The sequence below is a fragment of the Actinotignum timonense genome (assembly GCF_002860685.3).
GTDB lineage: Bacteria > Actinomycetota > Actinomycetes > Actinomycetales > Actinomycetaceae > Actinotignum > Actinotignum timonense.
In genome coordinates, this window is record NZ_CP136960.1 from 440,325 (window position 1) to 466,437 (window position 26,113).

The window sequence follows — 26,113 nt, forward strand, 5'->3', positions numbered from 1 at the left end:
CGCCGTCGTGCTATGCAGAAACCGCGGCGCGGGTGCGCGCGCCCTCGAGTTTGCCGCGCAATCCGTGCGGGGAAATCAACCAGACCACCAGGAACATAATGCCCTGGGCCGTGACCACCGCGGCGCCGGAGGGCAGGTCGAGCCAGTAGGACACGTACAGGCCCACCAGCGCGCACACGGCAGCGAAAACCGGCGCGAAAATCAGCATGACGCGGAAGCGGTTGGTGACCAGGTACGCCGTGGCGCCCGGCACGATCACCAACGCGATAATGAGGATCGCGCCCACCGCCTGCATGGCCGTGACCACCGTGAGCGCCAGGCAGAACAGCAAAATCGCGCCGAGGCTGCGGGCGCGGATGCCGATGGCTTGCAGGTGGGTGGGGTCGAAAGCGTAGGCGGTCAGGTCGCGGCGCTTGAAGAGCAAAATCGCGAGCGCGAGCGGGGCCAGAATCACCACCTGGATCATGTCCGCGCGCGTGACGCCCAGCAGGTCGCCGAAGATCACGTGGTTGAGGTCTACATTGGAGGGATTGAGTTTGATGAGGATCAAACCGATCGCGAAGAATAAAGTAAACACTGCTCCCATGGAGGCGTCTTCTTTGACTCGCGAGGTGGAGCGCAGTAGGAAAATCAGTGCCACTGCGATGAGGGCGGCGATGACCGCGCCCAGGGAGAAGGGCATTCCCAGTACATAAGCGATGACCACGCCGGGCAGAATCGCGTGCGAGAGGGCGTCGCCCATAAGCGACCACCCGATGAGCACCAGCCAGCAGCTAATGACCGCGCATACAATTGCCGCGGTGAGGGTGACCGTGGCCCCGCGCACCATAAAGGGGTGCGTCCACATTTCAACGAAAAGTTCGTACCACACTAGCGATTCTCCTTTGCCTTGCGCAGCTGCGTGGTCGGGTCTGTGGCCGGATCCGTGGCCGGGTCTGCGCCCGAAGCGGTTGCCGGATCCGCGGCCGGATCCGGTTCGCCGTGATCGGGGACGACGCCGAAGGCCTGCATGAGGTGCTCGGGCTTCATGGCCTCGGCCACCGGGCCGTGGAAAATGACGCGGCGGTTGAGGAGGAGCACTTCGGAGCACAGCTGGGGCAGGCCGGCCAGATCGTGGGTGGCGACCAGGATGGTTACCCCGGAGGCCGCCAGTTTCTGGAGCAGCGCAATAATCATGGTTTCCGAGGGTTTATCCACCCCGGCGAAGGGTTCGTCCAGGAGCATGAGCTGGGCGCCCTGCGCGATGGCGCGTGCAATAAACACGCGTTTGCGCTGCCCGCCGGAGAGCGAGCCGATCTGGCGCTCCGCGTAGGGAGTCATTTCCACCATATCGAGGGCGTGGCGCACCGCCTCGCGGTCCTCGGCGCGAGCGCGGCGGGTGGGACCCATGAAGCCGTAGCGGCCCATGGTCACCACTTCCTGCACGCTAACCGGAAAAGCCCAGTCCACGCCTTCGTTTTGGGGGACGTAGCCGACCAGACCGGCTTTGCGGGCTCGCGCGCCGCTCTGGCCGAGGATCGTAATATCCCCGCCGTGGCGCACCGATCCCATAATTGATTTCATGAGCGTTGATTTACCCGAGCCGTTTTGCCCCACGAGGGCGCAAATAACCCCCGGGGTCAGCCCGAAGCTCACCGAGGTGAGGGCCTGCACCGAGCCGTAGCGCGCGTGAACACCGTTCACCTCAAGAGCGTATTTCGGAGTTTCTGCTGGTGTTGCCACCGTTTCTCCGCCTTTCTGCGATTGTGCGTACGTGCGAGCGGCGTTTACTTGCCGGCGGGTTTCGTGGCTTCGCTCGCGGATTCGCTGGCCTTGCCGGTCAGCCCGCGGGTAATGAGATCGGCGTCGTACCGAAGCAAATCGAGGTAGGTGGGCACGGGGCCGTCCGCCTCGGAAAGCGAGTCGACGTACAGTAAGCCGGCCACCGGAACACCGGTGTCTTCGGCAACGGACGCCATTTTGTCGTCCACGGTGGATTCGCAGAACAGCGCCCGCACCCCGGAGGTGCGCACGAAATTCTCGAGGTCGGCCTTCGCCTTGGGGGTTTGCGCGCCTTCGGCATTGACCGCCCACAGGTACTTTTCTTGCAGGCCGTGATCGCGCGTGAGGTAGGAGAATGCGCCTTCGCAGCTCACCAGCGCGCGCTGGGATTCGGGGATGGTGGCCAGGGCCGCGTCCATATCGCTGGCGATGGCATCCAGTTGTTTCTTGTAGTTTTCTCCGTTGGTGCGGTAATCCTCAGCGTGGGCGGGATCTACTTTCGCGAAAGCGGCGACCATATTATCCACGTACAATTTGCCGTTCTTCGGGCTCATCCACGCGTGCGGATTCGGTTTGCCCTGGTAATCGCCTTCCGCGATGGCCACAGGTTCGATTCCGTCGGAAAGGTTAATGCGTTCCGCGGTGGAATTCTCCACGAATTTTTCGAACCAACGCTCCAGGCCCAGGCCGTTGTACAGAATAATATCCGCGCCTTCCGCGCGTTTAATATCGCCGGGCGAGGGCTGATAATCGTGAATTTCTTCGCCCGGGTTGGTGATCGAGGCGACCTCCATATGCTCGCCGGCAATATTGCTCGCCATATCGGCCAGCACCGTGAAGGTGGTGAGCACTTGCGGTTTCTCGCTTCCCGCGCTTTTTTCCGGCGACGACGCAGCTCCGCAGGCCCCCAGCAGGGCAAGCATGCTCGCCAGCAGCGCGGCCAGGCCGGCCCGGACCGCACCTCGTTGATATCCGATTCCCATCACCATCCCCTTTCTGGCTATACTGGGCGTTGGTGCCCTGATCGGATGCACCCTGTGAGGAAGCCCAACGCTCGTAAGTAAGGGTACCCTTACTTTTTGGTGACGGAGCCTAATCCTACGCGATATCACCACCGCGCGCGAGGGTTTTATCCCGCAACTGGGACTTTCTCCCCGAGTATTCGCCACATTTTTTACTTAATATGACATCGCCCACCGCGCCGCCCTGCGTGAACACCGCAGAGCCGTACGCGAACATTACAGAGCCCTGCGTGAACATTACAGAGCCGAGCGTGAACACCGCATTTTGCTGTCGGAGGCCCCGGGTAGACTTCCCCCATGGATGAGATGGACGCTATCGGTCGGGAAATTGACACCATCGCCGCTTCCCTCGGCGATATTCCGGAAGCCGAACCCGGCGAACCGGGCTACATCATTAATACCTGGGAACGCGTGGTGACCGCGTGCCGGGCGGGAATGCGCCCGGTGGCATCCACGGAGGGGCTGCGCCTGGCCGTGGCTATCGGGCACAACCTGAAAACTGTGGAACTTTCCCCGGCGCGCGATGGGGAGGGGCGTTCCTATCTCAATCTGCGCTGCTCGGTGGGGCGGGCGGATCTCATCGATGTAACCGGCCTGGCCGGCTGGGTTTTTGAGACTTTTTCTCTGGGCGATGTGCGTATTGTCGGAGAGGATGTGGTCCTGCACCTGGCGCTGCGCATGGCCGGATTACCTTTCTCGCGGCTCACCAGCATGGTGAAGTTCCTCGTCGTCGCCGCTATTGACGCCACCGCGGTATTCGTGCGCGGTCTCGATAACGTTCCCCCCACGAAAGATGATCTTTTCGGGCCGGAGGCGGTGGCCGGCGCCGGCGATATTCTGGAGGATACGTTTTCCGCTCGCCCAGAAATGAATCCTTTTGTGGGCAATGCGCCCGGGGATGCCGATCAGTTCACGGATCCGACCGGGGTGGATGCCCGTTTTGATGAGCTGCTGGGCACGGCCGGGGTGTATCGCTGGAACGGTTTGGTTTCCGCGCTCGCTCCGCTGCTCGGGCAGCGCGATGCGGCTCAGGCCGAATACGGTTTCGGGGCTACCCTCCGGGTGGATGGCTCTGAAGTTCCGGTGGTGATGCTGCGCAATACCCTGGTGAGCGGGGCGGATAGCGCGGCCGTGACCTTGCGCCTGGGTGATGCTAACGCGGATGCGGTGCGGGAGGCAGCCCGCCAGGCCGCGGCTCTACCCCTCGGCGGAGTGGTGGTGCACGGCACGGATCTTTATTTCAGCCACGCTTTTGAAATTAGCGGGCAGCGGCCCGGGTGGATCGCCAGCCAAATCGAGGGCGCGGCGCGGTGTTCACTACTGCTCGGCCGCGGGCAGTTCTAGCACGGCTTCTTGGAGCCGCTCCCACAGATCCGCTTCGGCGTCATAAGCTTCGGCAACGATGGATTCGGGGAAGTAGGCGGTATCGCGTTCCAGGCCCAGCAGGCAAGGGTAGAAACCGCCGCGCTGGCGGTAGGCCACCCAGGCGAGGGGCGCGTGGGCTACCAGCCGGTCCCCGATGAGCACCCCGAGCCCGGAGGCGAGGGCCTGCCGGGAGCGCTGGCCGCGCAATTCGGGCAGCAAAGCACAAATATCGTGCAGGTTCTGGGGCAGTTCCCGCCCGCGCGGCACCAATTTCTTCGCTTCTTCGCGCGCTTCGTGTAAATAATTCTCATCCCCGGGGGCGAGCCAGCCGATGCTCCCTTCCGGGTAATAATCGGGATTATCGCATTCGCGCAGAGCCGGCAGCAGCGAAGCTTCCCAACCCAGGTAACGCCCGTTGGTGGCGGCGGCAATAAGCTCCAGGTAGGAACGCGAATCGGCGATGACCCCGTTATCCACGGAGGTAGCGGACCACAGGGTGAGCATCCAGGAATCTTTGGACCGCCCGAATTGGGAAAGTTGCGATTGCTGAACCCAGCCGTTGCGTTGCAGGCGGGTGCGGGCGGCCACCGCGGCCCGGCGCGAAGAAAAACGGAGGCGATTGATCCACATGCGCGGGGCAGTCAGGCGCGCAGCTTCGGCGACCATAGCAAGCAGGGCCCGATCCAGGGCAGCAGCGTCCGCCTGGTTGTCACTCTCGGGGGCCAGATGTGCTCCATGCGCCATGGCTGCTGGTACCGTCCTTTGCTACTCGAGGGCCGCGGAAAAATCACGAGGATGCTCAGGGGGCCGTCCGCGGACAAGCGTGGACGGGATGATCTCTATTGTACGCGGCGCGCCCGGCCTGTGCCGCATTCTGCCGCCAACGTGGAATACTGGTGAGGTGGTATCACAGTTCACAACATGGGAGGATGCCGCCGCGGCCCTGCGCGATACTTATGCGGGCGCGCGGGCGGATGAGACTCCGGCTTTACGATTTGTCACTCACGGGGTGCCGGTTACCGCCTGGCCCGGGCAGTCCACCCGGCGCGATAGCCGCGCCGTCGTTCATCTTGCGGCACCGGTGCTCACCGGCGCGGAGCTGCGTAAGTACGACGGCGCCGCCGCATCCGCGGCGTCCAGCACGCACGCAGCATCTGAGCCAGGCACGCAAGCAGGCACGCAGCCCGCCGCCAAAACCGGCGCGCAACCCACTACGCAATCCGATGCACAATCTGATGCGCAATCTGACTCGGTGCTTTCCCGCAATGCGGCGGCGGTGCTGGAGCATTTCGGTATTGACCCGACCGGCCCGGATCTGATCGCGGTTCTGCGCGCCGCGGATGCGCTGCCGATTGGTGGGATTCGCCTGCTGGGCGGGCGGGCGCATATTCATTACGCGGTGGCGCTGCCGGTTCCGGCTGAGCAGTTGGCCGCTTGCGCGGCTTTGGTGGCGGCGCAGGCCCGGGCGATGAGCGGCGCGGATGCCTCTCATGCGGGCGGCGCTGATGCGGCATCTCCGGCCGGCGCGGATGCGCTTTCGGATGCTACCCGGGAGGGGGAAGCTGATGTCTAAGAAGTCGGGGCGCGGAGCGTCCGATTCTCGTGATGTGACAACGGCGGCGGGCCTGTATGAGGTGCTGGTGGCTGATTACCATGCCCAGGCGCTGCCGGATGGGGTGCATTACCGTTTTGAGGTGGTGTGGCGTTCGGAGTCGGATAAACAGGAGATGATCGCGAGTTACGCGAATGTTCCCGGCTTGGGGGATGTACTGTATGTGGCGGCATCGCTGGTGGAGTCGCCAACGGAGGCACGTACTCGCGATATTTTGGAGCGGATCGGCGAGTTTTTGGATGGTGATGCGGTGATGTCGGGTGGTCACCTCCAGTTGCGGATTTGTTTGCCGATGGCCGGGCTCACGATTGAGATGTTGCGGGCGCGCTTGCGTAATCTTGCCGGCGCTGCGACTTCTATTCGCCGGGATTTTGCCGACGACGACGAAACTGGCACCTTGACCTTCGGCTACTGAGGCATATCCCGGGGCGACCTGGGCGTACTTTAGCCGTAGGCCTTCACCTACCCGCCCGCGCGGGCGTGAGCAGTATGGGCGCATTGTAGCGGTGCGGGTTTAGCGGCTCTGACCCGGGCGGCGCGGGCGGGCTCGTTTGGTTGGGCTGGCGGTGGCGCCGTTTTCCGGCCAGGGGTGGCGCGGGTAGCGCCCGCGCATTTCTGCCCTGACTTGGGCGTAGGGGCCGGCCCAGAAGCTTTCGAGGTCGTCGGTGATGGCAACGGGCCGAGCGGCCGGGGAGAGTAGTTCAAGGGTGACGGGGATGCGCCCGCCGGCCAGGCGCGGCGTTTTGGTCCAGCCGAAGGCTTCTTGGACGCGCAGGCGAACGGTGGGCCGGCCGCCCTCATAGTGGATGGTGCGTTGTTCTCCGGTGGGGATGGTGAGGCTGGCGGGAGCGAGTTCGTCCAGGTGGGTAGCTTCCGGCCAGGGCAGGAGGCGTTCAATATTTCCCGCCCCGAGGTTTCCCCAGGTGCCGCCCCGGGCGAGGGCGGCGAGTTCGGGGCCGGCCAGTTCGTCAATGCGCTGGCGTAGTGCGGTTTCGCTCATATCGGGCCAGGGTTCACCTAGGACGGTGTGGAGGAAGGCGAGGCGTTCGCGCAGGGCTTGGGCTCCGGCGGTGAATTCCAGCGGGAGGGTTCCGGAGCTGGCCGCGGCGCTCACCCACGCGGTGGCGGCGCCGCGCGGGAGGCGTTCGAGTTCCCGGCCGCTAAGTTCTATGGCTCCTAGCCGGGTGGTTTCCCGGGCCCGCAGGCGGCCTTTCCGATAGGTGATTGCGGTGCCGGTGGTGATGAGGCCGCGGCCGGCTTGGCGGGCGAGTTCTTCGTCGGCGGGTACGGCGGCGCGGATGAGTGCATCCGCTCTGCCTTGGCTGGCGCTCACTTCTGCGACCGCGAGCCAGGGCGTTCCAAGGAGCGGGGAGCCTTGCGGGAGTACTGCCCCGCTACCGTTGGCCAGGAGGTAGCGCCCCGAGGTGCTATCCACCGCGCGGGCCAGCAGATCCGGATATGCCCAGGCGGTTACGAGGGCGAGGGCGTCGTCACTGCGAGCCGCCCGGCTGGGTTTCCCGGAGCCAGCTGGGCCGGTTGTACCGGAACCTGCGGTATCGGTTTTCCCGCGGATGGCTGCGCCGCTGCCAGATTTCCCACTGCCACTCTGCCCGCTCTCATGCTGCCCGCTGCCGGCTGCCACCGCATCACCCAGGGCGCGGCGGGCTAGTTTTTCGAGGCGTTGGGCTTGCCGGGCCCAGGCCGATGAGACGGCGATGGGCCACCGGGCCAGATCCGCCCCGGGCAGCCGGGGTGATTCCGCGAGCGCGGCAACGATCTGGGCGGCTGTACCTGCCCCTAACCGCGGGGTGGTTTCCAGCAGGCTACGCCCCAGCCGGGTGCTGACTGGAAGCGGGGCGAGGGTGCGGGCCAGGTCTGTGACCTGCCAGGCGCGCTCAACGCCGGTACTCTCACCGGTGACGGCGCTCCCGTGCGTCTCAGTTCCGAGCGTCCCACCATTGGCCGCATCGACCCCGGCGCTCTGTTCTGCCACCACGCAGCCGAGGGCGGTGAGGGTGCGCATGCCAGCCGCCACGGCCGGCTGCGGGGGCGGGTCCAGGAGGGCGAGCCCGCGCCCTTCCGGGGCACCCCATACCGCTGCTTGCAGGAGAAAATCGGTGAGATCCGCGGTATAGATTTCCGGAGTGGAACGTTCGGAGAGGCGTGCCCAGGTAGCTTCGCTCATGACCCGATACACGGTTCCGGGGCCTAAACGCCCGGCGCGCCCGCCGCGTTGGATACCGGCGGCTTGGGATTCCAACACCGTGACGAGCCCGCTGATGCCACTGGCGTAATCGGTGCGGGGTTCCCGGGAGAGCCCACTATCCACCACAATCCGCACCCCGGGCACGGTGAGGGAGGATTCCGCGATAGCGGTAGTGACAATAATGCTGCGGGTTCCGGTAACTTCCCGGAGTGCGGCATCCTGCTGGGCACCCGTGAGGGAGCCGTGCAGGGGCGCCACCCGGGCGGGTAGATGCCCAAGCAAACCCACCACGTGCTCCACTTCCCGTACTCCGGGAAGGAAGACCAATATGTCACCGAGTTCTACTTCCCGGAAAGCCCGTTCTACCACCCGGGCCACGTGCGCGAGGAATTCCCGGCGCACCCCGAGCGCGCCGTCCCGCGAAATTGTACCCAGGGGTTCTTCCCCGCGCCCGGGCGGTGCGTAGCGCAGCGTGAGCGGGTGGAGCACGCCCGGAATATCCACGATCCGCGGGGCTTCCCCGGGTGCTGCGGCCCCCGCTTCCAGCAACGCCGCGGTGCGCTGGGATTCCACGGTGGCGGACATGGCCACCAGTAAAAGGTCCGGGCGGAAAGCGGCGCGGGCTTCCAGGGCGAGGGCGAGGGCCAGATCGGCATCGAGGTGACGTTCGTGTACTTCGTCAAAAATAAGCGCGCCGATACCGCGCAATTCCGGGTCGCTTTGCAGGCGGCGCACCGCGATACCGGGAGTGATCATTTCGATGCGAGTTTCCCGGCTCACCTGGGAATCCCCGCGCACGCTATAGCCGGCGCTGGCGCCTACCGGTTCCCCGAAAAGTTCGGCCAGGCGCCGAGCCGCTGCCCGAGCGGCCACCCGGCGCGGCTGAATCACAAGGACCCGCCCGGGCCGACTACCGCCCGCATCGGTTCCTCCACGCACGCCTTCCGTGAGCGCGCAGGCCACCAGCGGCGGAATGAGCGTGGTTTTCCCGGTTCCCGGCGGGGCGCTCACCACCGCGAGCGGCAGCGCGGCGCGCACCTCATCGAGGTGGGCTGCTACCGGCAGCGAGGGCGGGGGAGCGAGCAGGCGAGCGCAGGGATCCGATGTCATGCTCCCATTCTCCCACGGGCCTCCGACACAGTTTTCAGCCCGAACCGCGGCATGCGCGAACGGCACACCACCCTCCTTAGCCCGCGCGCGAGGTTTCCGTCAGATAGGCCAGCACCGCCCGCACCCGGCGGTTTTCCTCCCCGGGCTGCATCCCCAGCTTGAGGAAAATATTGGCCACGTGTTTGGAGACGGTTGCCCCGGTGAGGTAGAGCTCTGCGGCGATCGCTGAATTGGCATAGCCACGCGCCATGAGCTCCAGGATTTCACGTTCGCGGGAGGTGAGCTCGGTAAGAAGTGACGGCGTCGTCGCCATTAATTGGGCCGCAACATCCGGATCCACAACCACGCCACCCACCCCCACAATTTCCAGGGACCGCACGAAATCCGCCACCCGCGCCACGCGATCTTTGAGCAAATACCCCAGGCCACCGGGCGCGTCATCCTCGTTCCCGGAAACATGCGTGACCGCGGCGCCGTTCCCACCGGTCCCCGCCGCCGGGTGGAAAAGTTCGCGCGCGTAGGCCGGTGCCACGTATTGGGAAAGCACCATAATGCCCAGGGACGGGAATTCGCGGCGCAGGTCTACGGCGGCGCGCAGGCCGTCGTCGCTCATGGTGGGTGGCATGCGCACATCGGTAATGACCAGGTCGGGGACCTCCCCGCGGGCGGCGGCCGCGCGCACCGTCTCGCTCAGCTCCGGCGCCGTGGCGGCGGTGGCCACAATCGTGTGCCCGCGCCGCTCCAGCAGCCCGCACAGCCCCTCGCGAAATAGCGCGGAATCATCAGCAACGACCAGACGCATCCGTCCCCTCCGTTCTCGAATTTTCGGTTTCCGGCGCAACGTCCGGCGCAACGTCCGGCGCCGCGACCGTCGCGGGCACGTCCGTAGCCCTCGCCACCCCGGCCCCGCTCCCCCATTCGCCGCGGTGGAGCAGCAGCGGGATACGCGCGCGAATTTCCGTGGGCCCGCCCACCGGGCTGGAAATGCGCAGACTGCCGCCGAAAGCCGCGAGCCGCTCGCCAATCCCGCGCAGGCCGCTGCCCGGGATAACGCCGCCCGGGCCGGTATCGGTGATGCTGAGATGGAGGTCGTCGTCGGCAATAAGCAGCACGGTCGCGGTGGCGGCGGGCGCGTGTTTGGCCACGTTCGTCAGCGCTTCGGCCACCGTGAAATACGCGGCGGCGATCACACCTTCGGGGATGTCGGGCAGCGGGCGCGGCACCCGCAGGGTGGCCGGCACCGGCGCGGAGACCACCAGGTCGCGCACCGCCGCCTCCAACCCCAGATCAGAGAGGACCTTCGGGTGGATTCCGGCCACGGTGCGCCGCAGCGAGGTGAGGGCGAGTTCCGCGCGGTCCTGCGCGGATGCCATGCGTTCGCGCGCGGCCGCCAGATCCGCCGAGCTCACCGCGCCGTTCGCGTCACCTTCCAGCAGAAACGCCGCCTCACCCACGTCCATCGAGGTTGCGACCAGGTACTGCTGGGCGCCGTCGTGCAGATCGCGTTCGATGCGGCGCCGTTCGATTTCAAAAGCCGCGGCAATGGAGCGTTGCGCGTGCACCACGTCGCGATGATTGGATGGCTGCGCCATCCAGGTCGACGACGCCGGGGCCACGTCCGCGAGCGCCCGCCCGTTTCCGCGCCACACTATCCACCCGGCCCCACCCAGGGCCAGCAGTCCGGCCAGCCCGATAATGATCGGAATCGGGCTGAATCCGCCGAGCAGGGAGAGCCCCGCCACCGCCACGAATACCAGGGCGATGGTGCCGAGGCCGCCGGCGAGCACCCCGCGCATCGTGGCGCGGCGGAGTTGTTCGGCCACCACGCGGGTGTTATCTACGTGCATGGCGCTCTGCGTTGTCATACCGCCATGGTAGCCGGGCACCGCCTGCCGCCACGCGCAAATCCGGGAATGGTAGACCTAGCTCTACCATAAGTGTGGAGTACGAGCCCTGCCGCCGCCGGCCAATCGGAAGTTGACTAGAGCCATGAACACAGCACAGAATCTCGCCCCGGATCTGGTGGCGAATAATCTCACGAAGAATTTTGGGAGCGTGGCGGCGCTGCGCCAGGTCTCGCTCCGCATTCCGGGCGGGCAGTCGGTGGCGATTATGGGTCCTTCCGGTTCGGGTAAATCCACGCTGCTGCACTGCCTGGCCGGGATTATCGCGCCCACCACCGGCACGGTGCTCCTGGGCAATGAGCCGATTTCGGATATGTCCGACGGGCAGCGTTCGAAAATGCGCCTGGAGAATTTCGGTTTTGTTTTCCAGGATGGTCAGCTGGTTCCCGAGCTGCCGGCCCGGGAAAATGTAGCGGTGCCGCTGCTGCTCCAGGGCAAGCCCCGGCGGGAGGCGCTGGCCGCGGCGGATATGTGGCTGGCGCGCCTCGGGGTGGAACCCGAACGCCACCGCCGCCCGGGCGAAATGTCCGGCGGGCAGCTCCAGCGCGTGGCCATCGCGCGGGCCCTGGCGGGCCAGCCGGCGGTGGTTTTCGCTGATGAACCCACCGGTGCCCTCGATCAGGCCACCGGCCATGAGGTCACCCAGATCCTCACCACCGCCGCGAAAATGAGCGGGGCCACCCTCATTATTGTTACCCACGACCCGAATGTGGCCGCCTGGTGCGAACGCCTCGTGGAGATTCGCGACGGCGTTATTCACGCCGATTCGGCCACCGCGCCCACGTCCGGAACCGCACAACCCGACACGGCGCGCCCCGGCGCGGCTCCCGGCGCACCCCAACCCGGCACCACCACCGCGAACGGGGGCGAGCTGCAATGAAAGTCCTCTCCTTCGCGCCCCGCCTCACCCTGGCGCGGCTGCGCGCCCGCACCGGGAACGCCTGGCTGGATATCCTCGCGGTCCTCAGTTTCACGCTGGCAGCCACCATGGCGCTCACCATCGCCGGCGGCATCTTCATGTTCTATAACTGGAATTTCCACCCGAGCCTGGCCATGGCCGCCCACCTCGAAGCCCTGAGCGAGACCATGGGCGCCGGCCTGACGGAAATGTACCTTGGCCTGGCACTTTTCGCCGGGGCACTCCTGGTTATTCCCATTTCTTCCCTGGCTTCCGGGGCCGCGCGGCTGGGTACGCAGGATCGCTCCCAGCGCCTGGCCTCCCTGCGCCTGGTTGGCACCACCCGCAGCCAAACGATTGCGATCTCGCTGTGCGAAACGGTGGTGCAGTGGCTGCTGGGCACCGCGCTGGGCACGGTGCTTTACCTGGTGACGCTGCCGGGCTGGCGTGCGCTGAGTTTCCTCGGCCTGCCGATTAATCCCGCTCAGATGCTGCTGCCGGTTCCCTTTATTGCCGCGGTTATTGCGCTGCTCTTCGTGGTGACCTTGGTATCGGCGCTCGGCGGGCTGATGCGGGTGTCGATTTCACCCCTGGGGGTGGCGCGCCGCGAAACTCCGCGTGCGCTGCGGGCGTGGCGCCTGGGGGTGCTCGTCGTCGCCGGAATTATGTATGTGCTGGTGGCTAATGCGCGTGGCGGTTCCACGCCCATCGTGCAAATCGTCATGATGGCGGGTGTGCTGCTGGTATTCCTTTTTGCGCTTTCAGTGGCGGCTTCCTTTATTATTCAGGCCTTGGCCTATCCGCTCACGCGTTCGCGCCGCGCGTCGTTGCTCATGGCGGCGCGGCGAATTCTCAACGATCCGCGCGCGGTGTGGCGCAGTGTCTCCACCCTCGCGCTGCTGTGTTTCATCGGTGGCTACACCTCCACGCTTCCCGAGCGCAGCGGTTCGGATTCGGTGGCGATTCGCTTGGTCTCTGCCGATATCGGTACGGGCGTGATGGTCACCCTCGGTTTCGGTTTCGCGGTGGTGGCGCTGTCCAGTCTCACGAATCACGCCTCTCTCGTTTTCGAATCGGCGCAGCAGACGCAGTCCTTGCGTTTCCTCGGTTTCCCCACGGCCGTTTTCACACGGATTCGGATCCTGCAAACTTTTATTCCCCTGGTAGTAACGACGGCGCTGACCACCGCGCTCGGGGTCGGTATGTCTCTTATGACGAATTACTCGTGGGGTGCCCGCTTGGATACCGCCGCTTTCACGAAACTCGGGATCATTACGGTTCTTGGTTTGGCCATGTGCTTGGTGAGCATTCTGGTGGTCACACCGCTGGAAACTCGGGTGGTGCTGGCGCGCGGGCGCGCCAATGATTAGGGCGCTGGCAGGTGAATGACGCGGGCGGGCGGGTGAATCAGAAGGGGCTGGCAAGTGAATCAGAAGGGGCTGGAACGCGAATAATTGAGAAACAATTCAGGAATTAAGCGTGGACGCCCCGGGTATAAAGACCCGCTGGCAGCCCGGGCTCAGTGGCAGAATGGATGATGTTCAGGTCACAATTCTCAGTGCGGAGGGCTCGCTTCGCGGGAAGGAAATTCCGATGTCAGAAATTCGTGCGGCTCAGCAGGAAACGCCGGCGGATGCGCCCCGCCCGCGCTGTCTCGTAGCTTTCTTCTCGCGTGCCGGCCTGAATTTCTGGGACGGCGAGGTGCGTAACCTCGAGATCGGGAACACCAAGGTGCTGGCGGAAAAAATCGCGGCGCGCCTGGGTGCGGATACTTTTGAGATTGTCCCCGCGCATCCCTATCCCGCGGATCCGAATGAGACGCACGCCCAATCCACCCGCGAACTTGCGGAGGGCATTTACCCGGAGCTTGCGGCACCGGCGCCCAGCGCGAGCGGGTACGACGTCGTGCTTGTCGGTTTCCCTGTGTGGTGCGAGCAGGTCCCCCCGGTGGTGCAGACCTACCTGAAGTCCGCCGGGCTCACGGACCAGCTGGTGCTGCCGTTCACTACCTGGTCCGGCTCACCGAAGGTGGAAATCGAATCAACGTTCACGAACCTGGCCCCGGAGGCAACCACCGGCGTGCCCTTCTCCGTGCGCGGTGAGAATATCCACGAGGCAGCCACGGATAGCGCGCTGGAGGAATGGCTGGCCTCCGCGAATTTGATTTAGCGGATCCCGAGTTCGCGATCCTCCTCGAGATCATCGAGGAACAGCTCCTATTCCGGTTTCTGAGCTTTTTTCACCCGGTGGAGATATCCCATGGAGTAGCAGGTCGCGAGGATAATCACCGCGAAACGCGTCCACGAGGAGTTATTGATCGCCACTAAGGCGAGGCATACGCCCATATAGAGCCCGGCGTGCAGAAGCTCGCCCCAGTTTTCCTTATACCGCCGGGAAAAACTCCACAGTGCAAGACTGCCAAGCATCACAACTTCGGAGATGATTTCGAAATCAAAACGTCCGATACGGTAAAAGTCGGCTGCGAAAAACGAGAAGAGCATGCCCCACATCAACTCCGGGACAATTCTCGCCAAGGCCGGTACTGGATCCCACATAATTACCGGGAACCCGCCCTATAGCAAATCCGCGCGCAGCTGCGCTGCGCTGGCCGGGTGAAGCAAAGCCGGCGGAACATCGAAGAGGGTAACCGCCCCGCGTTCCCCGCGCGCATGCATCCGCGCCACCGCGCGGGCGCAGGCCACCAGCACCGAACCGGTGAATTCCGGATTGGAATCCAGCGCGAGGTTGAAATGCAGGGCGTGCGAAGTCCCCGGCGAGGTAGTGCCGTGCCGAATCACATCGCCGCCGTGCGCCATCCCGGTGTGTTCTGCGGCGAACTCTTCCTCGGAGATCACGTGAACCTCGGTTTCGTATTCGGCAAAGTAATTCGGCATCGTCACGATGGCCTGGCGCACCACCTCCGGATCCGCGCCGCTCTCCAAGACCACGTAAACGATCCGGCGATGCTTATCGCCCGCGCTGAGCTGGCCTTCCGTTTGCCCGGCCAGGGCCGCGGCCCGCACCTGCTCCTTGGGAACGGTGTACTGCACCGCGTTTTTCACGCCCGGTACCCGCCGCACCGCATCCGAATGTCCCTGGGACAGCCCCGGCCCCCAGAAAGTTTCCGAGTGCCCGGCCGGCAAAACCGCCTCGGCCAGCAACCGCTGAAGCGAAAACAGGCCCGGGTCCCAGCCGGCGGAAATGAGAGCGAGGGTGCCGGCCGCGCGGGCGGCGTCGTCGACCTGTTCGAAATGCGCAGGAATCCGCGCGTGTGTATCAAAAGAATCCACCACGTTAAAACCGGAGGCGACCAGCGGCGTTTGCGTGTCGAGGTCCGATTTCGAGCCGCCGCAGTTGATAACGACGTCGATTTTGCCGGCCCAGCGGGCGCGCAGCTGCGGATCGGTGAGTTCGGCGGCGGGGAATGCCGGGCCGGAGGCGGTCATCACGCCTTCGCGGCGGGTGAAAACCCCCACCAGCTCCAGGTCGGGGGCGAGGCTGAGGGCCTGTTCCACCCCGCGGCCCAGGTTGCCGTAGCCGTTGATCGCGATGCGCGCGTGTGTCATGCGTGTGGTTCTTTCTCGAGTTCGTCATCTGTATGCCCGGCGGACATAGCAAGAATAGTGTGGCGGGCAATCCGGCATACATCCTCGAGCGACGCGCCGGTTTCCACCTGGCGAAATGCGTCGGAAATGAGGGCGCGGCTGAATGAGGTCCAAATATCGGGATGCGCGATGCCGGTATCTTTCCAGCACATTTTGAGGGCGTCAGTGAAGAAACCGTGGGCTTTATCCACGCCCATTTTGGTATGCGCCGTGGCCTTCTCCGAACCTTTCCCGCGTGCCGCACGCATGAGACCCATGAGCCATTTATGCGAGTCGCGCTGGCCGGACTGGCGGATGCACGCCACCACCAGCTGCGCGAGGCGTTCGCGCGGTTCGGCATTCATATCAACCTGGCCCATCACCTTGGCGCGCCACTTGGGCACATTCCGTTCGAGCACCAGCAGCCGCAGGTCTTCAACCGACCCGACATAGCGGTAAATGGAGTTGCGCGCGATACCCGCAGCCGCAGCCACCGCCCCGGCCGAGAGCGGTTTGCCCGGCTCGTCTTTGAGAATCTTTTCCGCCGCATCCACGAGCCGGGCTATCATCATTTCCCGATGCTCGCGGACCGTTGGTGCAGAAATCTTTGGCATATCTCCTCCCAGCGTCGCCCCCTATTGTTGCGGACTCAATCGATGAGCGCAACGGTTTAACCACGCCCGGGTTTGCCCGCCCGTAGCATTCGCGCCCTCGCCGCCAGCCCGAATGCCCCGCGCTCCCGCACACACCCATCCGCTCGATGCGAAATCCGGCGCGAGGCGCTACACTTTGTCGGTACTGCTGAGGTGACCGAGAGAGGCGATCCGGCGTGGCTGATAACAACGCGCGTAACTCCATCCCTACTACAGAAACCCCTTCCCCCCATATCCCCTCATTGCAGAGCATCGGATTTGATCGGGAAAAATACATTAAGCTCCAGTCCCAGAAAATTAGGGAGCGCCGCGAAAAGATCGGCGGGAAGCTCTACCTGGAAATGGGCGGGAAGCTTTTTGATGATTTCCACGCCTCGCGAGTGCTGCCCGGTTTCACCCCGGATAACAAAATTGCGATGCTAGCCGAATTGAAGGATGAGCTGGAGATTGTGGTTGCCGCTAACGCGCGCGATCTCAAGGCGAAGCACCGCGCTGACCTGGGCATTTCTTATGAGGATGAGGTGTTGCGCCTCGTGGATGTATTCCGCGAAGCCGGCTTCATGGTCAATTCCGTGGTGCTCACCCAGTACGAGGAAGATAACCACGAGGCGCGCGATTTCCGCCGGCGTCTTATTAAATTGGGTCTCAATGTGGCGCGCCATCGCCGCATCCCGGGCTACCCCTCCAATACCGCGCTCATCGTTTCCGAGGACGGTTTCGGGAAGAACGAATACGTGGAAACGCAGCGTGATCTTATTGTGGTGACGGCGCCCGGCCCGGGTTCCGGCAAGCTCGCCACCTGCCTTTCGCAGCTCTACCACGATCACCAGCGTTCCATCACCTCCAATTACGCGAAGTTTGAGACTTTCCCGGTGTGGAATATTCCGCTGGATCACCCGGTCAACCTCGCGTACGAAGCGGCCACGGCTGATCTGGACGACGTCAATATGATCGACCCCTTCCACCTGGTCGCCTACGGCGTGCAAACGATTAATTACAATCGCGACGTTGAGGTGTTCCCGCTGCTCAGCTTGCTGCTGCGCGAACTTTCCGGGGAAACGCCGTACAAATCCCCCACGGATATGGGCGTTAACATGGTGGGATATTGTATTTCCGACGACGACGTTTGCCGCGAAGCCGCCCGCCAGGAAGTTATTCGCCGGTATTACCGCGCGCTTGTCGATGAGAAGCGCAGCGAATCTGAGCCGGTATGTTCCGAACGCATCGCCCTTATTATGGCCAAGCTCGGGGTGACCGGCACCGACCGGCCGGTGGTGCCCCCGGCGCTGCGCAAGGCCGAGGCCACGGGCGGGCCGGCCGCCGCGCTGCAGCTGCCCGATGGCAGAATCGTGACCGGGAAGACTTCGGAGCTGCTGGGTTGTTCCGCCGCCGTATTGCTTAATGCTCTCAAGGTGCTGGCGGGGATTGATGATTCGGTGAAGCTACTGGCCCCGGAGGCCATCGCCCCGATCCAGACCCTCAAGACGGAGCACCTGGGTTCGCGTAATCCGCGCCTGCACACCGATGAAGTGCTTATCGCGCTCTCGGTTTCCGCGGCCTCGGATCCCACCGCGGCGGCGGCGCTGAGCAAGCTGAAGGATCTGCAGAATTGCGATGTGCATACCACAACGATCCTCGGCTCCGTGGATGATGGTATTTTCCGTTCCCTGGGCGTGAATGTCACCAGCGAACCGCATTACCAGCGTAAAACGCTGTATCGGAAGTAGCCGAGCGGGCGAGTTGGCCCACGTGGCGCGGCGGGCAGCCCGGGTGTTTGTATTCCCGGGTAGCCTGGCGTGCCGCTGAGAATAAGGCGCGGCGGCGCTAGCTGCGGTAATGAACCGTGAAGCTGGCGCCGTCACCCATATCTACCAGGTCCCCATCTTCCAGGCCGACCGCGTGATCAGGTTCGATGCGGCGCAGCGGGCCGTCCCCGTGCTTGAGGTAGGTGCCGTTATTGGAATGGCAATCCCGCAGGAATGCACCGCCCGCCTCCACCAGAACTTCGCAGTGGGTGCGGGAGATTTCCTGGCGCGGGGAGGGCACCGGGAGGAGTTGGGTGGCTGCCGGATCGGAGCGCGCGGCCGCGGCATCGAGGAGCGGGCGGCGCCCCATAATAATATTTTTGAGAGCCGGGCTCACCCCGCCCAGCACCACCGTCTCCCCGAAGGAGAAACGTAATTCGACCGCCGGGAGCGGGGCGGGTATGCCGGAGGAAGGATAGGGCTCGGTGGCCTGCACCGGGTAGGCTTCGGTAGCCGCGGCGTAGCTGGGCACCGGGGCGCTCTCCGCCACCGGTGCCGCTGGAGCAACCGGCGGTAGCGGTGCCGCCGGCGGAAGTGCCGGTGCCGGAGGTTCTGGAACCGCCGGGTGGGCAGCCGAAGCTTCCGGGCGATCAACGGGCAGAGCTGCCGGAGCCACCGGCTGCTCGGCGGACACCGCGAGCGCGGGAGCCGCGGGCCGGCCAACCGCAGCCGCCGGCCGGCCGCTGAGAACCGGGCTGAGGCTAATGCGAGCGCCACCGGCGCGGGCCATGCCGCGCTCCAGAGGAAGGGCCGGGCCAGGTGCGGGAGCTGCGCCGTCGTTCCCGGGTGTACCGGTGCCCCAGGCTGCGCCGTCGTTCCCACCGAATGCCGCGCTTTCCGCACCCACAGCACCCGCAGCGCCAACGTTCCCCACCGTCACCGTGGTGTCCTGGGTGGTGGCGGCTTCTTGCCAGGTGAGGGCGTTACTGCCGTCCGCGACCGCGCGGCCGGTGACGTCGCGAACGATGAGACCGTGCGCGGCGACCCGCAGCAGCGGGCCGTCGGCGTAGAACAGCGCAAAATCCGCGCCCAGCGCGGACCACAGATGAGTGAGAAGAGTGGGGAAATCGTGACCGGCGCGCATCGCTTCCCACACCGCGGCCGGATCGGCAGGTAGGGCGGGCGTGAACACCGCCATGCCGGGCACGCAGGCCAGCAGCCCATCACCGGGATAAGAATAGGACGGCATGGCTCCTCCTCGACCTGGTTCCATGAGTCACATCTCTGCTTGCAAGGATACCGCGCCCGGCAAGCGGCCTGCGCCACTTTCTGCCAGAATAGAGGTATGTCGCTCATGAATTGGGCCCTCGAGGTCGCCACCGCTCATCCCGAACTCGCCGGCGCGCTGGTCAATGCCGACGGGCCGTGGCTGGATGTCCTGCTCCCGGACGGACGCACCTTCCGCTTCCGCCCCTTTGAGATGATCGATCCGGATGCTCCCGAAGACAGCCGGCGCGCACTTCTCAACCGCCTCATCACTATCGGCGTATCCGGGGCCACCACCCCGCAGGTCACCGAAGGTGCGGCCGGGTCCGCCCAGCCGGGGGCGGCGTCGTCGGCCCGAAACGGTGCGAACGCGGGCGGTGCGGCTACCGGAACGGGTGCGGCCGCGGGAAGCAGCGCGCCCGAGATGCCCGGCACCCCTCCGGGCCGCGGCCAGAAAAACCTGTCCTGGCGGGAAATCTTCGCGCAATTCTTCGGGACCATGGATCCCAGCGACCCGGGGTTCCCGCACCGCGATCCCGCGCTTGATGAGCTCGCGGAGGAGCAGGGTGACGCCGAGGGGCCGATTATGCCGATTGTGCGCGCCGCGGATTATTTCACGCGCGTCAACCGGCGCGAGGATGATTCCTTTATCTACCTGCCGCTCACGGATTTCGTGGGCGTGGGGCTGGCGCGCGATACCCCGGATAACATCATTCCGCTGTATTTCTCGGATCTGGATCTGATTCCGGGAACGGATGATGTGGGTCCGCTATTCGGGCACGCCGTGGAATCGCTGCGCGGCCTGAATGCGCAATCGGGCTACGCGGCCCTGGAGCTGGTGGTCATGATGTACGCGGGCGCGCGGGTGCTGGCTTTTACCGAACCGAATAATTACCAGAGTTCGTGGTTCGCGGATGTGGATCTGGTCCAGCAGGTGGCGTACTCGATCAGCAAGCAATACAACGGCGCGCTGCCGCTGTTCGTGCCGGCTTCGCGCTCGCGCCTCTTTGTGGTGCTGGCTGATGATCCGGAGCTTCCCGCGCTCTTCAACCGTTTGCTCCAGGATTACGATATCGACGACGCTATCTACCCGCTCCCCCACACCGTGGCCGCGGACGGCTGGATGGAATGGATTCCTATGCCGGATCACCCGGCCTACGCGCCGCTGGCGAATCTGCGCGCCACCTTCCGCGGGCGCATGTACGATCACCAGCAGGAATTCCTTTCGCGCTGGCCGGAAAAGATGGGCCACGTGGCCCTCTACGAGGTGCATGACCTGGACGAAGGCGCGGTGAGCCTCACGCAGTGGCGCCGCTCGGACCACTACGGGTCCATCCCGGCGGTCGCGGATTTCATTAACTATCTTGACGATGCCGATCCGGAAGCCGCCAATATCACCATTCGCCTGGATGTGGCCCGCGATGTGTGGCCCGAAGGCTTCCAGCCGCTCGAAAATGTGTGGCCGCCGCGCTACGAGGTGTCCGGTTTCCCCGATCCGGAGACCTTCCAGAAGCTGAGCGAGGCGGCGCACCGCGCGTTCTAGGCGCGCCCCCACTGCCCGCGGTAGAAGCGCCCGAGCGTTTCTTCTTTGCAGGCCGCGTAATCGCCGGATTCAATAGCCGCGCGGATGGTATCCACGAGGTGCACGGTGAAGTACTCGTTGTGGATAGTGGCGAGCGTGGCCGCCAGTGCCTCCTTCGCCTTGAAGAGGTGATTGAGGTAGGCGCGCGAATAGTTCTGGCAGGTGTAGCACTCGCAGCCGGGCACCAGCGGCCCGAAATCGGTGCGGAACTGGGCGCGGGTCACGTTGAAACGCCCGTCCGGGGAGTAGATCGCGGCATTGCGCGCCACCCGGGAAGGATTGACGCAATCGAAGGTATCCGCGCCGGCTTCGATAGCGGCAAAGAAATCATCCGGTTCGGAAATCCCGAGGAGGTGGCGGGCTTTCGTTTCGGGTAGCTCCTCGCTCACCCAGGCGCAGATGGTTCCGAGCTTCTCCTTTTCCAGCGCCCCGCCGATCCCGAAACCGTCGAATTCCTGCCCGTCCACGCACATGGAGCCGAGGTCCCGCGCGGCTTTCCGGCGCAGATCCTCGTATTGCGCGCCCTGGATCACGCCGAAGAGCTGCTGGTAGGGCTTGCCGGCGCGTTCGATGGTGAGGCGGCGGTGTTCGGCCAGGCAGCGCTCGGCCCAGCGGCGGGTGCGCTCCAGGCTTTTCTCCTGGTAGGCCCGGGAGTTGAGCAGGGTGGTGAGCTCGTCGAAGGCGAACATAATATCGGCGCCGAGCTGGTGCTGAATCCCCATGGACACCTCCGGGGTGAACCGGTGGCGCGAGCCGTTGAGGTGGGAACGGAACCATACGCCGTCGTCGTCCACATTCGCGAGGCGCTCTTTATCGCGCGCGAGTTCGGTATCCGCGCGCCCGGCGTTTTTCCCGGCGTACTCGTTGCTGAGTACTTTTTTGAAGCCGGAGCCGAGCGAGAGCACCTGGAACCCGCCCGAATCCGTGTAGGTGGGGCCGTTCCAGTTCATGAAAGCGGATAGGCCGCCGGCGGCATCCAGGATCTCCGGGCCGGGTTGCAGATAGAGGTGGTAGGCGTTCGCGAGCACGGCCTGCGCGCCGATACCGCGCACCTGCTCGGGCGTGAGAGTTTTAACGGTCGCTTTCGTGCCGACGGGAATGAACGCCGGGGTGGCGATATCGCCGTGCGGGGTATGAATCACGCCGGTGCGTCCCAGCGGCCGCCCGGTGAGGTCACCCACGCGCGCGTCCAGGCGCGTCCCGATCGTAAATCCTGTTGTCACGCTCTCACCTTTCTGTTGCGGTGCGGTTCTTGTGTGCGGCACGCGCGTTATGCCCGGGCGCCGTGCCGCGCGCTCGCGTTGTTTTTAGTACGACGACGCCGCCACCGGCCCGCTGCCTATCGTAAGCCTTCGTGGCGTTTCACCACACCAACCACGGCGTAGGTCAGCGGGAGGAATACCACTTCGATGCCGACTTTATAGAGCCAGCCGACCAGGGAGAGGTTGACGATGGACCAGAATTCCACATTGCCGGCCGCGATATCCGCGCCCCAGGCCACGAAGCAGAAAATGATGGTGTCCAGCAATTCGCCCACGATGGTGGAGGAAATGAGACGCACCCACAGGGCGCGTTCCCCGAAGCGGCGCTTGATCCAGACCAGCACGTAGGAGTTGGAGAGCTGGCCGAAGAGGAATCCGAAAACGGAGGCCGCCACGAAGCGCGGCACCACGCCGAGCACCGCTTCGAAAGCTTCCTGGTTGGCGTAATCCGGGGCGGGCGGGGCGATCTGCACCAGCCAGAAACAGCAGGAGGCCAGGATCTGCACCCCGAAAGCGAGGATGATCGTGCGGGAGGCGACTTTGAAACCGTAGACCTCCGAAAGAAGGTCACCGATGATGTAGGTGAGCGGGAAGAGCATCGCGCCGCCGTCGAAATAAAGATCAAGACCACCAATATTCAGGGTGATGAGCTTCGTGGCGCCGATATTGGAAATGAGGAGGAAGGAGACGAAGAAAACCGCCACGTACACGAAGAGGTGGGAACGGGCGACGTCCGCGAAGCGGGCGGTGGTGCCGGTAGCGCCCGGGGTGGTGGCGGCGGTGCCGGTGGTGTTCGGGCTGACGTTATTCGGGGTGACCAGGCCGTCCGCGAGCGCGGGTGCGGGTGTGGTGGGGTGTGACTCAGGATGCGTGCTGGCGCCGTGCGGCGCGGTGGACTGCGAGCTCATCGTGACCTTTCCATGCGTGTTGAGAAAATATGGTTATGGTGTCCGGCTCTGCCACCGCACGGACGGTCATGATTATAGCGGGATATTGTGGGGCACGAAGCGCCTTAATTCCTGAATCTAATTACCGGCCGAGTGCTAGCATTTTCTTAGATATTTTCCGTATAGGTATTCCTTATGCCGACTGCGTTGTCTGGGAGAAATATGCGATTGAAGAAGAAACCCCTGGTCATCACGGTGCTCCTCGCGGTACTCGCCCTCGTGCTCCCGCAGGCTTACGCCGCACCGGATCCCGCGGCATCGGATCCGGCGGCGCCGCCCGCACCCACCGTGCTCGTCCTACACGCCACTATTTATACGCGGCAGGACATAACATCCCTCAAACTCGAAGAAGGAACAGGGTGGACCGCCGGGGAATGGGACATTGCTCCCGAAGACGTCAAGTCCACCACACCCCTGGCCAATGGCTTGAGCCGCTACGAAATCGAATTCGCGGTGGAACCGGATGGCTACACCGCGGGCCAAACCCTGCCATATACCCTGCGCGCGCCCGGCGGGTGGCGGGGCCGCACGATCAGCGACACCGTGCGGGTCCCGGTCACGCAAAGCGAATCGGGTGATCTGCGCGTTGATGTGGTGCTCAAGGAAAATATTGAACGGCGCTATTCCGTGAACCTCGTGGATGCGAATGGCGCTCCCGTCACCGGAACTATTGACCGCTTCGCGCTGCCCACCTTGGATGGGCCCCACTCGATCAGCCAGATCGTCAGGCGCGATGCGCAGGGCTTCTATTTCACGCACAACGTTGTATACGACGACGCTGGCCAATTCACCACGCTCCTCCTTCGCCCGGATCCGAATAAGCCGATGGATCCGCTCATGGTTCGCGATGGCGGCACCGAAAAAGCCTATGAAGTGACCTCGGTGGACTCCAGTGATACCGGAGAATTCACGGTGCATGTACGGGAAGTGAAGCTGAGCACCGCCACTTTCCACGTGGTGATTGAGCGCCCCTTTGACGTGCTTGGCAAAAGCGCGCGCTGGGAATTTGAGGTGAATGGCCGGGCCAACCCTCATGCCGCCCCGCAGCTCACCATTCCCGCGGGCCGCGGCGATTTCACCACGGATATCACGGTGCCGAATCTTCCGGAAGGTGCGCGGCTCTCGCTACCCGAGCTCCCGGAGGCTTATCCCTACTACGCAATAGCGAAGCAGAGTTACGATCCGGCCACCTCCACCCTGCGGGTCACCTTGAGCAAGCGGGTGTACTTCACAGTTTCGGATATCGAGAAAGTTACTTACGGTGATTTCGGGGTGCGCCACGCGAAGTCCGGCTTTGAGCTCGGGCTGTATAATGCAGCCGGTGAGCTGGTTGATACTTCGGTTGAAGAGCCGGGCATGGCCCCGCGTTACCTCTTTACCAAGGTGGTGCCCGGGGACTACCAGGTGCGTATTATCAGCGCCCCGGAGCGTTTTAAGAGCGGATTTGACCTGGAGCGCGCGCAGCATTTCCGGCTCACGGAAACGGGCCGTTTGCAGGTGCTCGGCTTGACGAGCAGCAGCCCGGATGCGGAAACCTGGATTAATCCGGACGGCGGTAGCGATACCCGCTTCGATAACACCCCGGAGGCCACGGCGCTCCTCGGATTCAAAACTCCCTTGCGCATGTTTATTCCCAAGGCGCCGTCGTTCACCAAAACAATTGTGCAGCAGCAGCCGCAAGCTGAGGTGAAACGCAGCCACGCAAGTCTCGGGGACGCCGTCGAATTTAAGATCGCGGGGAAGATCCCCGGCGACCATCGGCTCATTATGAAATACGATAAGTACGTCGATTTCGGTATCAAAAATACCGTGACCGTGGTCGATGAGCTGGACGAACGCCTCGCTTACGTGGAAGGCAGCGCGCAGGTCCGCGAAGATGGCAAGGCCACCACGAATTACGCGGTGCGTTACGATCCGCAAACTCGCCGTGTGATTCTGGAAGATAACGATGCTGCGCACGTGACGAATTTTGATTTCACCACGCGGACCTCGTACCGGCCTGAGAAAAACCTGGAGGTCACCTTCCGTGCAAAGGTGCGCGAATTTGGTACGACGCCGCTGCGCAATATCATCCCGGGCGATGAAGTAGAGATCGTGCCTTTCCTGGATGTGCTGGTGAAGAAGCAGTGGACCGGCGGTGGGGATCTCATTGCCGGGGTGGATCCGGATACGTATCTCGATAATTTCGAGGTGGAAAGTTGGCAGGGCGAAACGAAGATCGCCACGGTTCCGGCGCGCACCTATCTCAAGGAGAATAGTGTGATGCGCGGCGAGGGCAAGAATTTCCAGTTTGAGCTGGAGAAACTGCCGATGTATACGCCTGAGGAATTGGCTAAGGATCCGGCCGAGCGCACCGCGCTGATCTACCGGGTGACGGAGAAACTCCCCGAGGGACTGGCCGGGCACTTCCGGGTGGAGCGCAAGGAAAGTGCCGGAGCGCATCCGCATTCTCGGGTCGTCGAATTCACGAATGTGTATGTGCCGCCTACGCCTCCTGAACCGCCGGTTCCTCCCGTGCCGCCGGTACCCCCGGTGACCCCGGAGCCCACGCCGACGGCGACGGCAACCCCGACGCCTACGCCGGAGCCGACACCAACTCCCAGCGGAACTCCGATGCCGAGTGAGACTCCAACTCCGACCCCAAGCGAAAGCGCGACACCTACGCCCGAGCCGGTGCCTACGCCGAGCGAAACTTCAACGCCGGTGCCCACTCCCACGCCAACCGTGCCGCCGAGCGCGCCGCCCGCAACGCTAACACCGACGCCGACACCGAGCACTACCCCGACGCCGACTCCTACTCCCAGCAAGCCCACGGGCGGGAAACGGCTGGTATCCACCGGAGCATCCGGCATCTCCGGCGCAGCTGGCGCTTGTGCCGCCCTCGCGTTGCTGAGCACGGGCCTGGTGCTGGTTATCCGGCGCACCGAGCGCTCCCGGCGCGATCATTAGGGCGACCAGCTGCTGATCAACCGCAGCTCACCCAAGCGCCCCGCTACTGCCCCGCTTTCTCGATTCTTGCAACCGCATCGAGAAAGCGGGGCAGTTTCACGCGCGACGCCGCCTCGCCGCACCGCGCCGCCTCACTACACGTCACCGCGCCTCACCGAACCTCACCCCGCCACAAGCGCGATCACCACCTCGGTAACCGCGCTGTTACCGTGAGTTACTCCCGGGCCCGCCCACGTTACCTCCCTCC

General features: G+C 64.3%; 22 protein-coding genes. 9 read left to right on the forward strand and 13 right to left on the reverse strand.

Annotated features, from left to right (window positions below):
* Positions 1–10: 10 nt before the first annotated feature.
* Genes CYJ17_RS01810 through CYJ17_RS01820 form a run of 3 tightly spaced genes read right to left on the reverse strand, consistent with a single transcriptional unit; the run spans position 11 to position 2,744 of the window.
* A complete protein-coding gene (locus tag CYJ17_RS01810) occupies positions 11–847 on the reverse strand; it encodes a metal ABC transporter permease (protein ID WP_035277154.1) in 837 nt (278 codons plus the stop codon).
* Between the two features lie 23 nt (positions 848–870).
* On the reverse strand, positions 871–1,722 hold the full coding sequence (locus CYJ17_RS01815; protein WP_087070226.1) for a metal ABC transporter ATP-binding protein: 852 nt from the start codon (positions 1,720–1,722) through the stop codon (positions 871–873).
* Between the two features lie 44 nt (positions 1,723–1,766).
* Positions 1,767–2,744, reverse strand: a complete 978-nt coding sequence (locus tag CYJ17_RS01820) for a metal ABC transporter substrate-binding protein (RefSeq protein WP_087071150.1) — start codon at positions 2,742–2,744, stop codon at positions 1,767–1,769.
* Positions 2,745–3,080: 336 nt separating this feature from the next.
* Here CYJ17_RS01820 and CYJ17_RS01825 point away from each other — a divergent pair, with 336 nt between their 5' ends.
* Entirely contained in the window at positions 3,081–4,127 is a 1,047-nt protein-coding gene (locus CYJ17_RS01825) for a hypothetical protein (protein ID WP_087070224.1), read from the forward strand.
* Here CYJ17_RS01825 and CYJ17_RS01830 read toward each other — a convergent pair.
* On the reverse strand, positions 4,101–4,892 hold the full coding sequence (locus CYJ17_RS01830) for a ribonuclease E inhibitor RraB (protein ID WP_087070223.1): 792 nt from the start codon (positions 4,890–4,892) through the stop codon (positions 4,101–4,103). The two genes, CYJ17_RS01825 and CYJ17_RS01830, sit on opposite strands and share 27 nt — an antisense overlap.
* 88 nt (positions 4,893–4,980) lie before the next feature.
* On the opposite strand from CYJ17_RS01830, the gene CYJ17_RS01835 reads away from it, so the two are divergent.
* Both CYJ17_RS01835 and CYJ17_RS01840 read left to right on the forward strand, forming a co-directional pair.
* Complete coding sequence (locus CYJ17_RS01835; protein WP_101657654.1) at positions 4,981–5,721, forward strand: hypothetical protein; 741 nt, start codon at positions 4,981–4,983, stop codon at positions 5,719–5,721.
* Positions 5,714–6,175, forward strand: coding sequence for a hypothetical protein (locus tag CYJ17_RS01840; RefSeq protein ID WP_143231834.1), 462 nt, complete (start codon positions 5,714–5,716; stop codon positions 6,173–6,175). The genes CYJ17_RS01835 and CYJ17_RS01840 overlap by 8 nt, the downstream gene beginning before the upstream one ends.
* A 99-nt stretch (positions 6,176–6,274) precedes the next feature.
* Here CYJ17_RS01840 and CYJ17_RS01845 read toward each other — a convergent pair whose 3' ends face one another.
* The 3 genes from CYJ17_RS01845 to CYJ17_RS01855 form a co-directional block, all read right to left on the reverse strand.
* Positions 6,275–9,076, reverse strand: coding sequence for an ATP-dependent RNA helicase (locus tag CYJ17_RS01845; RefSeq protein WP_101595561.1), 2,802 nt, complete (start codon positions 9,074–9,076; stop codon positions 6,275–6,277).
* Positions 9,077–9,152: 76 nt separating this feature from the next.
* Positions 9,153–9,878, reverse strand: coding sequence for a response regulator transcription factor (locus CYJ17_RS01850; protein WP_101595566.1), 726 nt, complete (start codon positions 9,876–9,878; stop codon positions 9,153–9,155).
* A complete protein-coding gene (locus CYJ17_RS01855) occupies positions 9,859–10,941 on the reverse strand; it encodes a sensor histidine kinase (protein ID WP_257960147.1) in 1,083 nt (360 codons plus the stop codon). The genes CYJ17_RS01850 and CYJ17_RS01855 overlap by 20 nt, the downstream gene beginning before the upstream one ends.
* Positions 10,942–11,065: 124 nt before the next feature.
* Here CYJ17_RS01855 and CYJ17_RS01860 point away from each other — a divergent pair, with 124 nt between their 5' ends.
* The 3 genes from CYJ17_RS01860 (at position 11,066) to CYJ17_RS01870 (ending at position 14,047) form a co-directional block, all read left to right on the forward strand.
* The gene (locus CYJ17_RS01860; protein WP_244899294.1) at positions 11,066–11,860 is read left to right on the forward strand and encodes an ABC transporter ATP-binding protein; all 795 of its coding nucleotides are present in this window, start codon (positions 11,066–11,068) and stop codon (positions 11,858–11,860) included.
* Positions 11,857–13,248, forward strand: a complete 1,392-nt coding sequence (locus CYJ17_RS01865; RefSeq protein WP_101595569.1) for an ABC transporter permease family protein — start codon at positions 11,857–11,859, stop codon at positions 13,246–13,248. Before CYJ17_RS01860 ends, CYJ17_RS01865 begins: the two co-directional genes overlap by 4 nt.
* A 223-nt stretch (positions 13,249–13,471) precedes the next feature.
* Positions 13,472–14,047 (forward strand): flavodoxin, encoded by a 576-nt coding sequence (locus CYJ17_RS01870; protein ID WP_180948678.1) that lies wholly within the window; start codon positions 13,472–13,474, stop codon positions 14,045–14,047.
* 47 nt (positions 14,048–14,094) lie between these two features.
* On the opposite strand, the gene CYJ17_RS01875 is transcribed toward CYJ17_RS01870, so the two are convergent.
* The 3 genes from CYJ17_RS01875 to CYJ17_RS01885 are packed head-to-tail and all read right to left on the reverse strand — an operon-like array spanning position 14,095 to position 16,076.
* Positions 14,095–14,412 (reverse strand): hypothetical protein, encoded by a 318-nt coding sequence (locus tag CYJ17_RS01875; protein WP_145989749.1) that lies wholly within the window; start codon positions 14,410–14,412, stop codon positions 14,095–14,097.
* Positions 14,413–14,451: 39 nt separating this feature from the next.
* Entirely contained in the window at positions 14,452–15,444 is a 993-nt protein-coding gene (locus CYJ17_RS01880; RefSeq protein ID WP_101595579.1) for a diaminopimelate dehydrogenase, read from the reverse strand.
* Positions 15,441–16,076, reverse strand: a complete 636-nt coding sequence (locus tag CYJ17_RS01885) for a TetR family transcriptional regulator (RefSeq protein WP_087070214.1) — start codon at positions 16,074–16,076, stop codon at positions 15,441–15,443. Before CYJ17_RS01885 ends, CYJ17_RS01880 begins: the two co-directional genes overlap by 4 nt.
* A gap of 281 nt (positions 16,077–16,357) precedes the next feature.
* Between CYJ17_RS01885 and CYJ17_RS01890 the strand changes: the two genes are divergently transcribed.
* Positions 16,358–17,842 carry a DUF1846 domain-containing protein gene (locus tag CYJ17_RS01890; RefSeq protein WP_159455036.1) on the forward strand — a complete coding sequence of 495 codons (1,485 nt, stop codon included), beginning with the start codon at positions 16,358–16,360 and terminating at the stop codon, positions 17,840–17,842.
* A 97-nt stretch (positions 17,843–17,939) separates the two neighbouring features.
* Here the strand turns inward: CYJ17_RS01890 and CYJ17_RS01895 are convergent, their stop codons facing one another.
* Complete coding sequence (locus tag CYJ17_RS01895) at positions 17,940–19,109, reverse strand: FHA domain-containing protein (protein ID WP_101595582.1); 1,170 nt, start codon at positions 19,107–19,109, stop codon at positions 17,940–17,942.
* A gap of 96 nt (positions 19,110–19,205) precedes the next feature.
* Here CYJ17_RS01895 and CYJ17_RS01900 point away from each other — a divergent pair, with 96 nt between their 5' ends.
* Positions 19,206–20,669 carry a hypothetical protein gene (locus tag CYJ17_RS01900; protein WP_234984442.1) on the forward strand — a complete coding sequence of 488 codons (1,464 nt, stop codon included), beginning with the start codon at positions 19,206–19,208 and terminating at the stop codon, positions 20,667–20,669.
* On the opposite strand, the gene tgt is transcribed toward CYJ17_RS01900, so the two are convergent.
* Together tgt and CYJ17_RS01910 are read right to left on the reverse strand one after the other, a co-directional pair.
* The gene (gene tgt / locus CYJ17_RS01905; protein ID WP_200807202.1) at positions 20,666–21,901 is read right to left on the reverse strand and encodes a tRNA guanosine(34) transglycosylase Tgt; all 1,236 of its coding nucleotides are present in this window, start codon (positions 21,899–21,901) and stop codon (positions 20,666–20,668) included. The genes CYJ17_RS01900 and tgt overlap by 4 nt on opposite strands.
* 146 nt (positions 21,902–22,047) lie before the next feature.
* Positions 22,048–22,878, reverse strand: coding sequence for a queuosine precursor transporter (locus CYJ17_RS01910; RefSeq protein ID WP_234984441.1), 831 nt, complete (start codon positions 22,876–22,878; stop codon positions 22,048–22,050).
* 201 nt (positions 22,879–23,079) lie between these two features.
* Here CYJ17_RS01910 and CYJ17_RS01915 point away from each other — a divergent pair, with 201 nt between their 5' ends.
* Positions 23,080–25,866 (forward strand): isopeptide-forming domain-containing fimbrial protein, encoded by a 2,787-nt coding sequence (locus CYJ17_RS01915; RefSeq protein WP_159454983.1) that lies wholly within the window; start codon positions 23,080–23,082, stop codon positions 25,864–25,866.
* The last annotated feature ends 247 nt before the right edge of the window (positions 25,867–26,113 follow it).

Bases quoted from the DNA above. Each gene is read 5' to 3' on its own strand.
- CYJ17_RS01810 (WP_035277154.1), bottom strand. From the start codon at position 847: ATGTGGACGCACCCCTTTATGGTGCGCGGGGCCACGGTCACCCTCACC.
- CYJ17_RS01820 (WP_087071150.1), bottom strand. From the start codon at position 2,744: ATGGGAATCGGATATCAACGAGGTGCGGTCCGGGCCGGCCTGGCCGCG.
- CYJ17_RS01825 (WP_087070224.1), top strand. From the start codon at position 3,081: ATGGATGAGATGGACGCTATCGGTCGGGAAATTGACACCATCGCCGCT.
- CYJ17_RS01830 (WP_087070223.1), bottom strand. From the start codon at position 4,892: ATGGCGCATGGAGCACATCTGGCCCCCGAGAGTGACAACCAGGCGGAC.
- CYJ17_RS01835 (WP_101657654.1), top strand. From the start codon at position 4,981: ATGATCTCTATTGTACGCGGCGCGCCCGGCCTGTGCCGCATTCTGCCG.
- CYJ17_RS01840 (WP_143231834.1), top strand. From the start codon at position 5,714: ATGTCTAAGAAGTCGGGGCGCGGAGCGTCCGATTCTCGTGATGTGACA.
- CYJ17_RS01845 (WP_101595561.1), bottom strand. From the start codon at position 9,076: ATGACATCGGATCCCTGCGCTCGCCTGCTCGCTCCCCCGCCCTCGCTG.
- CYJ17_RS01850 (WP_101595566.1), bottom strand. From the start codon at position 9,878: ATGCGTCTGGTCGTTGCTGATGATTCCGCGCTATTTCGCGAGGGGCTG.
- CYJ17_RS01855 (WP_257960147.1), bottom strand. From the start codon at position 10,941: ATGACAACGCAGAGCGCCATGCACGTAGATAACACCCGCGTGGTGGCC.
- CYJ17_RS01860 (WP_244899294.1), top strand. From the start codon at position 11,066: ATGAACACAGCACAGAATCTCGCCCCGGATCTGGTGGCGAATAATCTC.
- CYJ17_RS01865 (WP_101595569.1), top strand. From the start codon at position 11,857: ATGAAAGTCCTCTCCTTCGCGCCCCGCCTCACCCTGGCGCGGCTGCGC.
- CYJ17_RS01870 (WP_180948678.1), top strand. From the start codon at position 13,472: ATGTCAGAAATTCGTGCGGCTCAGCAGGAAACGCCGGCGGATGCGCCC.
- CYJ17_RS01880 (WP_101595579.1), bottom strand. From the start codon at position 15,444: ATGACACACGCGCGCATCGCGATCAACGGCTACGGCAACCTGGGCCGC.
- CYJ17_RS01885 (WP_087070214.1), bottom strand. From the start codon at position 16,076: ATGCCAAAGATTTCTGCACCAACGGTCCGCGAGCATCGGGAAATGATG.
- CYJ17_RS01895 (WP_101595582.1), bottom strand. From the start codon at position 19,109: ATGCCGTCCTATTCTTATCCCGGTGATGGGCTGCTGGCCTGCGTGCCC.
- CYJ17_RS01900 (WP_234984442.1), top strand. From the start codon at position 19,206: ATGTCGCTCATGAATTGGGCCCTCGAGGTCGCCACCGCTCATCCCGAA.
- CYJ17_RS01910 (WP_234984441.1), bottom strand. From the start codon at position 22,878: ATGAGCTCGCAGTCCACCGCGCCGCACGGCGCCAGCACGCATCCTGAG.
- CYJ17_RS01915 (WP_159454983.1), top strand. From the start codon at position 23,080: ATGCGATTGAAGAAGAAACCCCTGGTCATCACGGTGCTCCTCGCGGTA.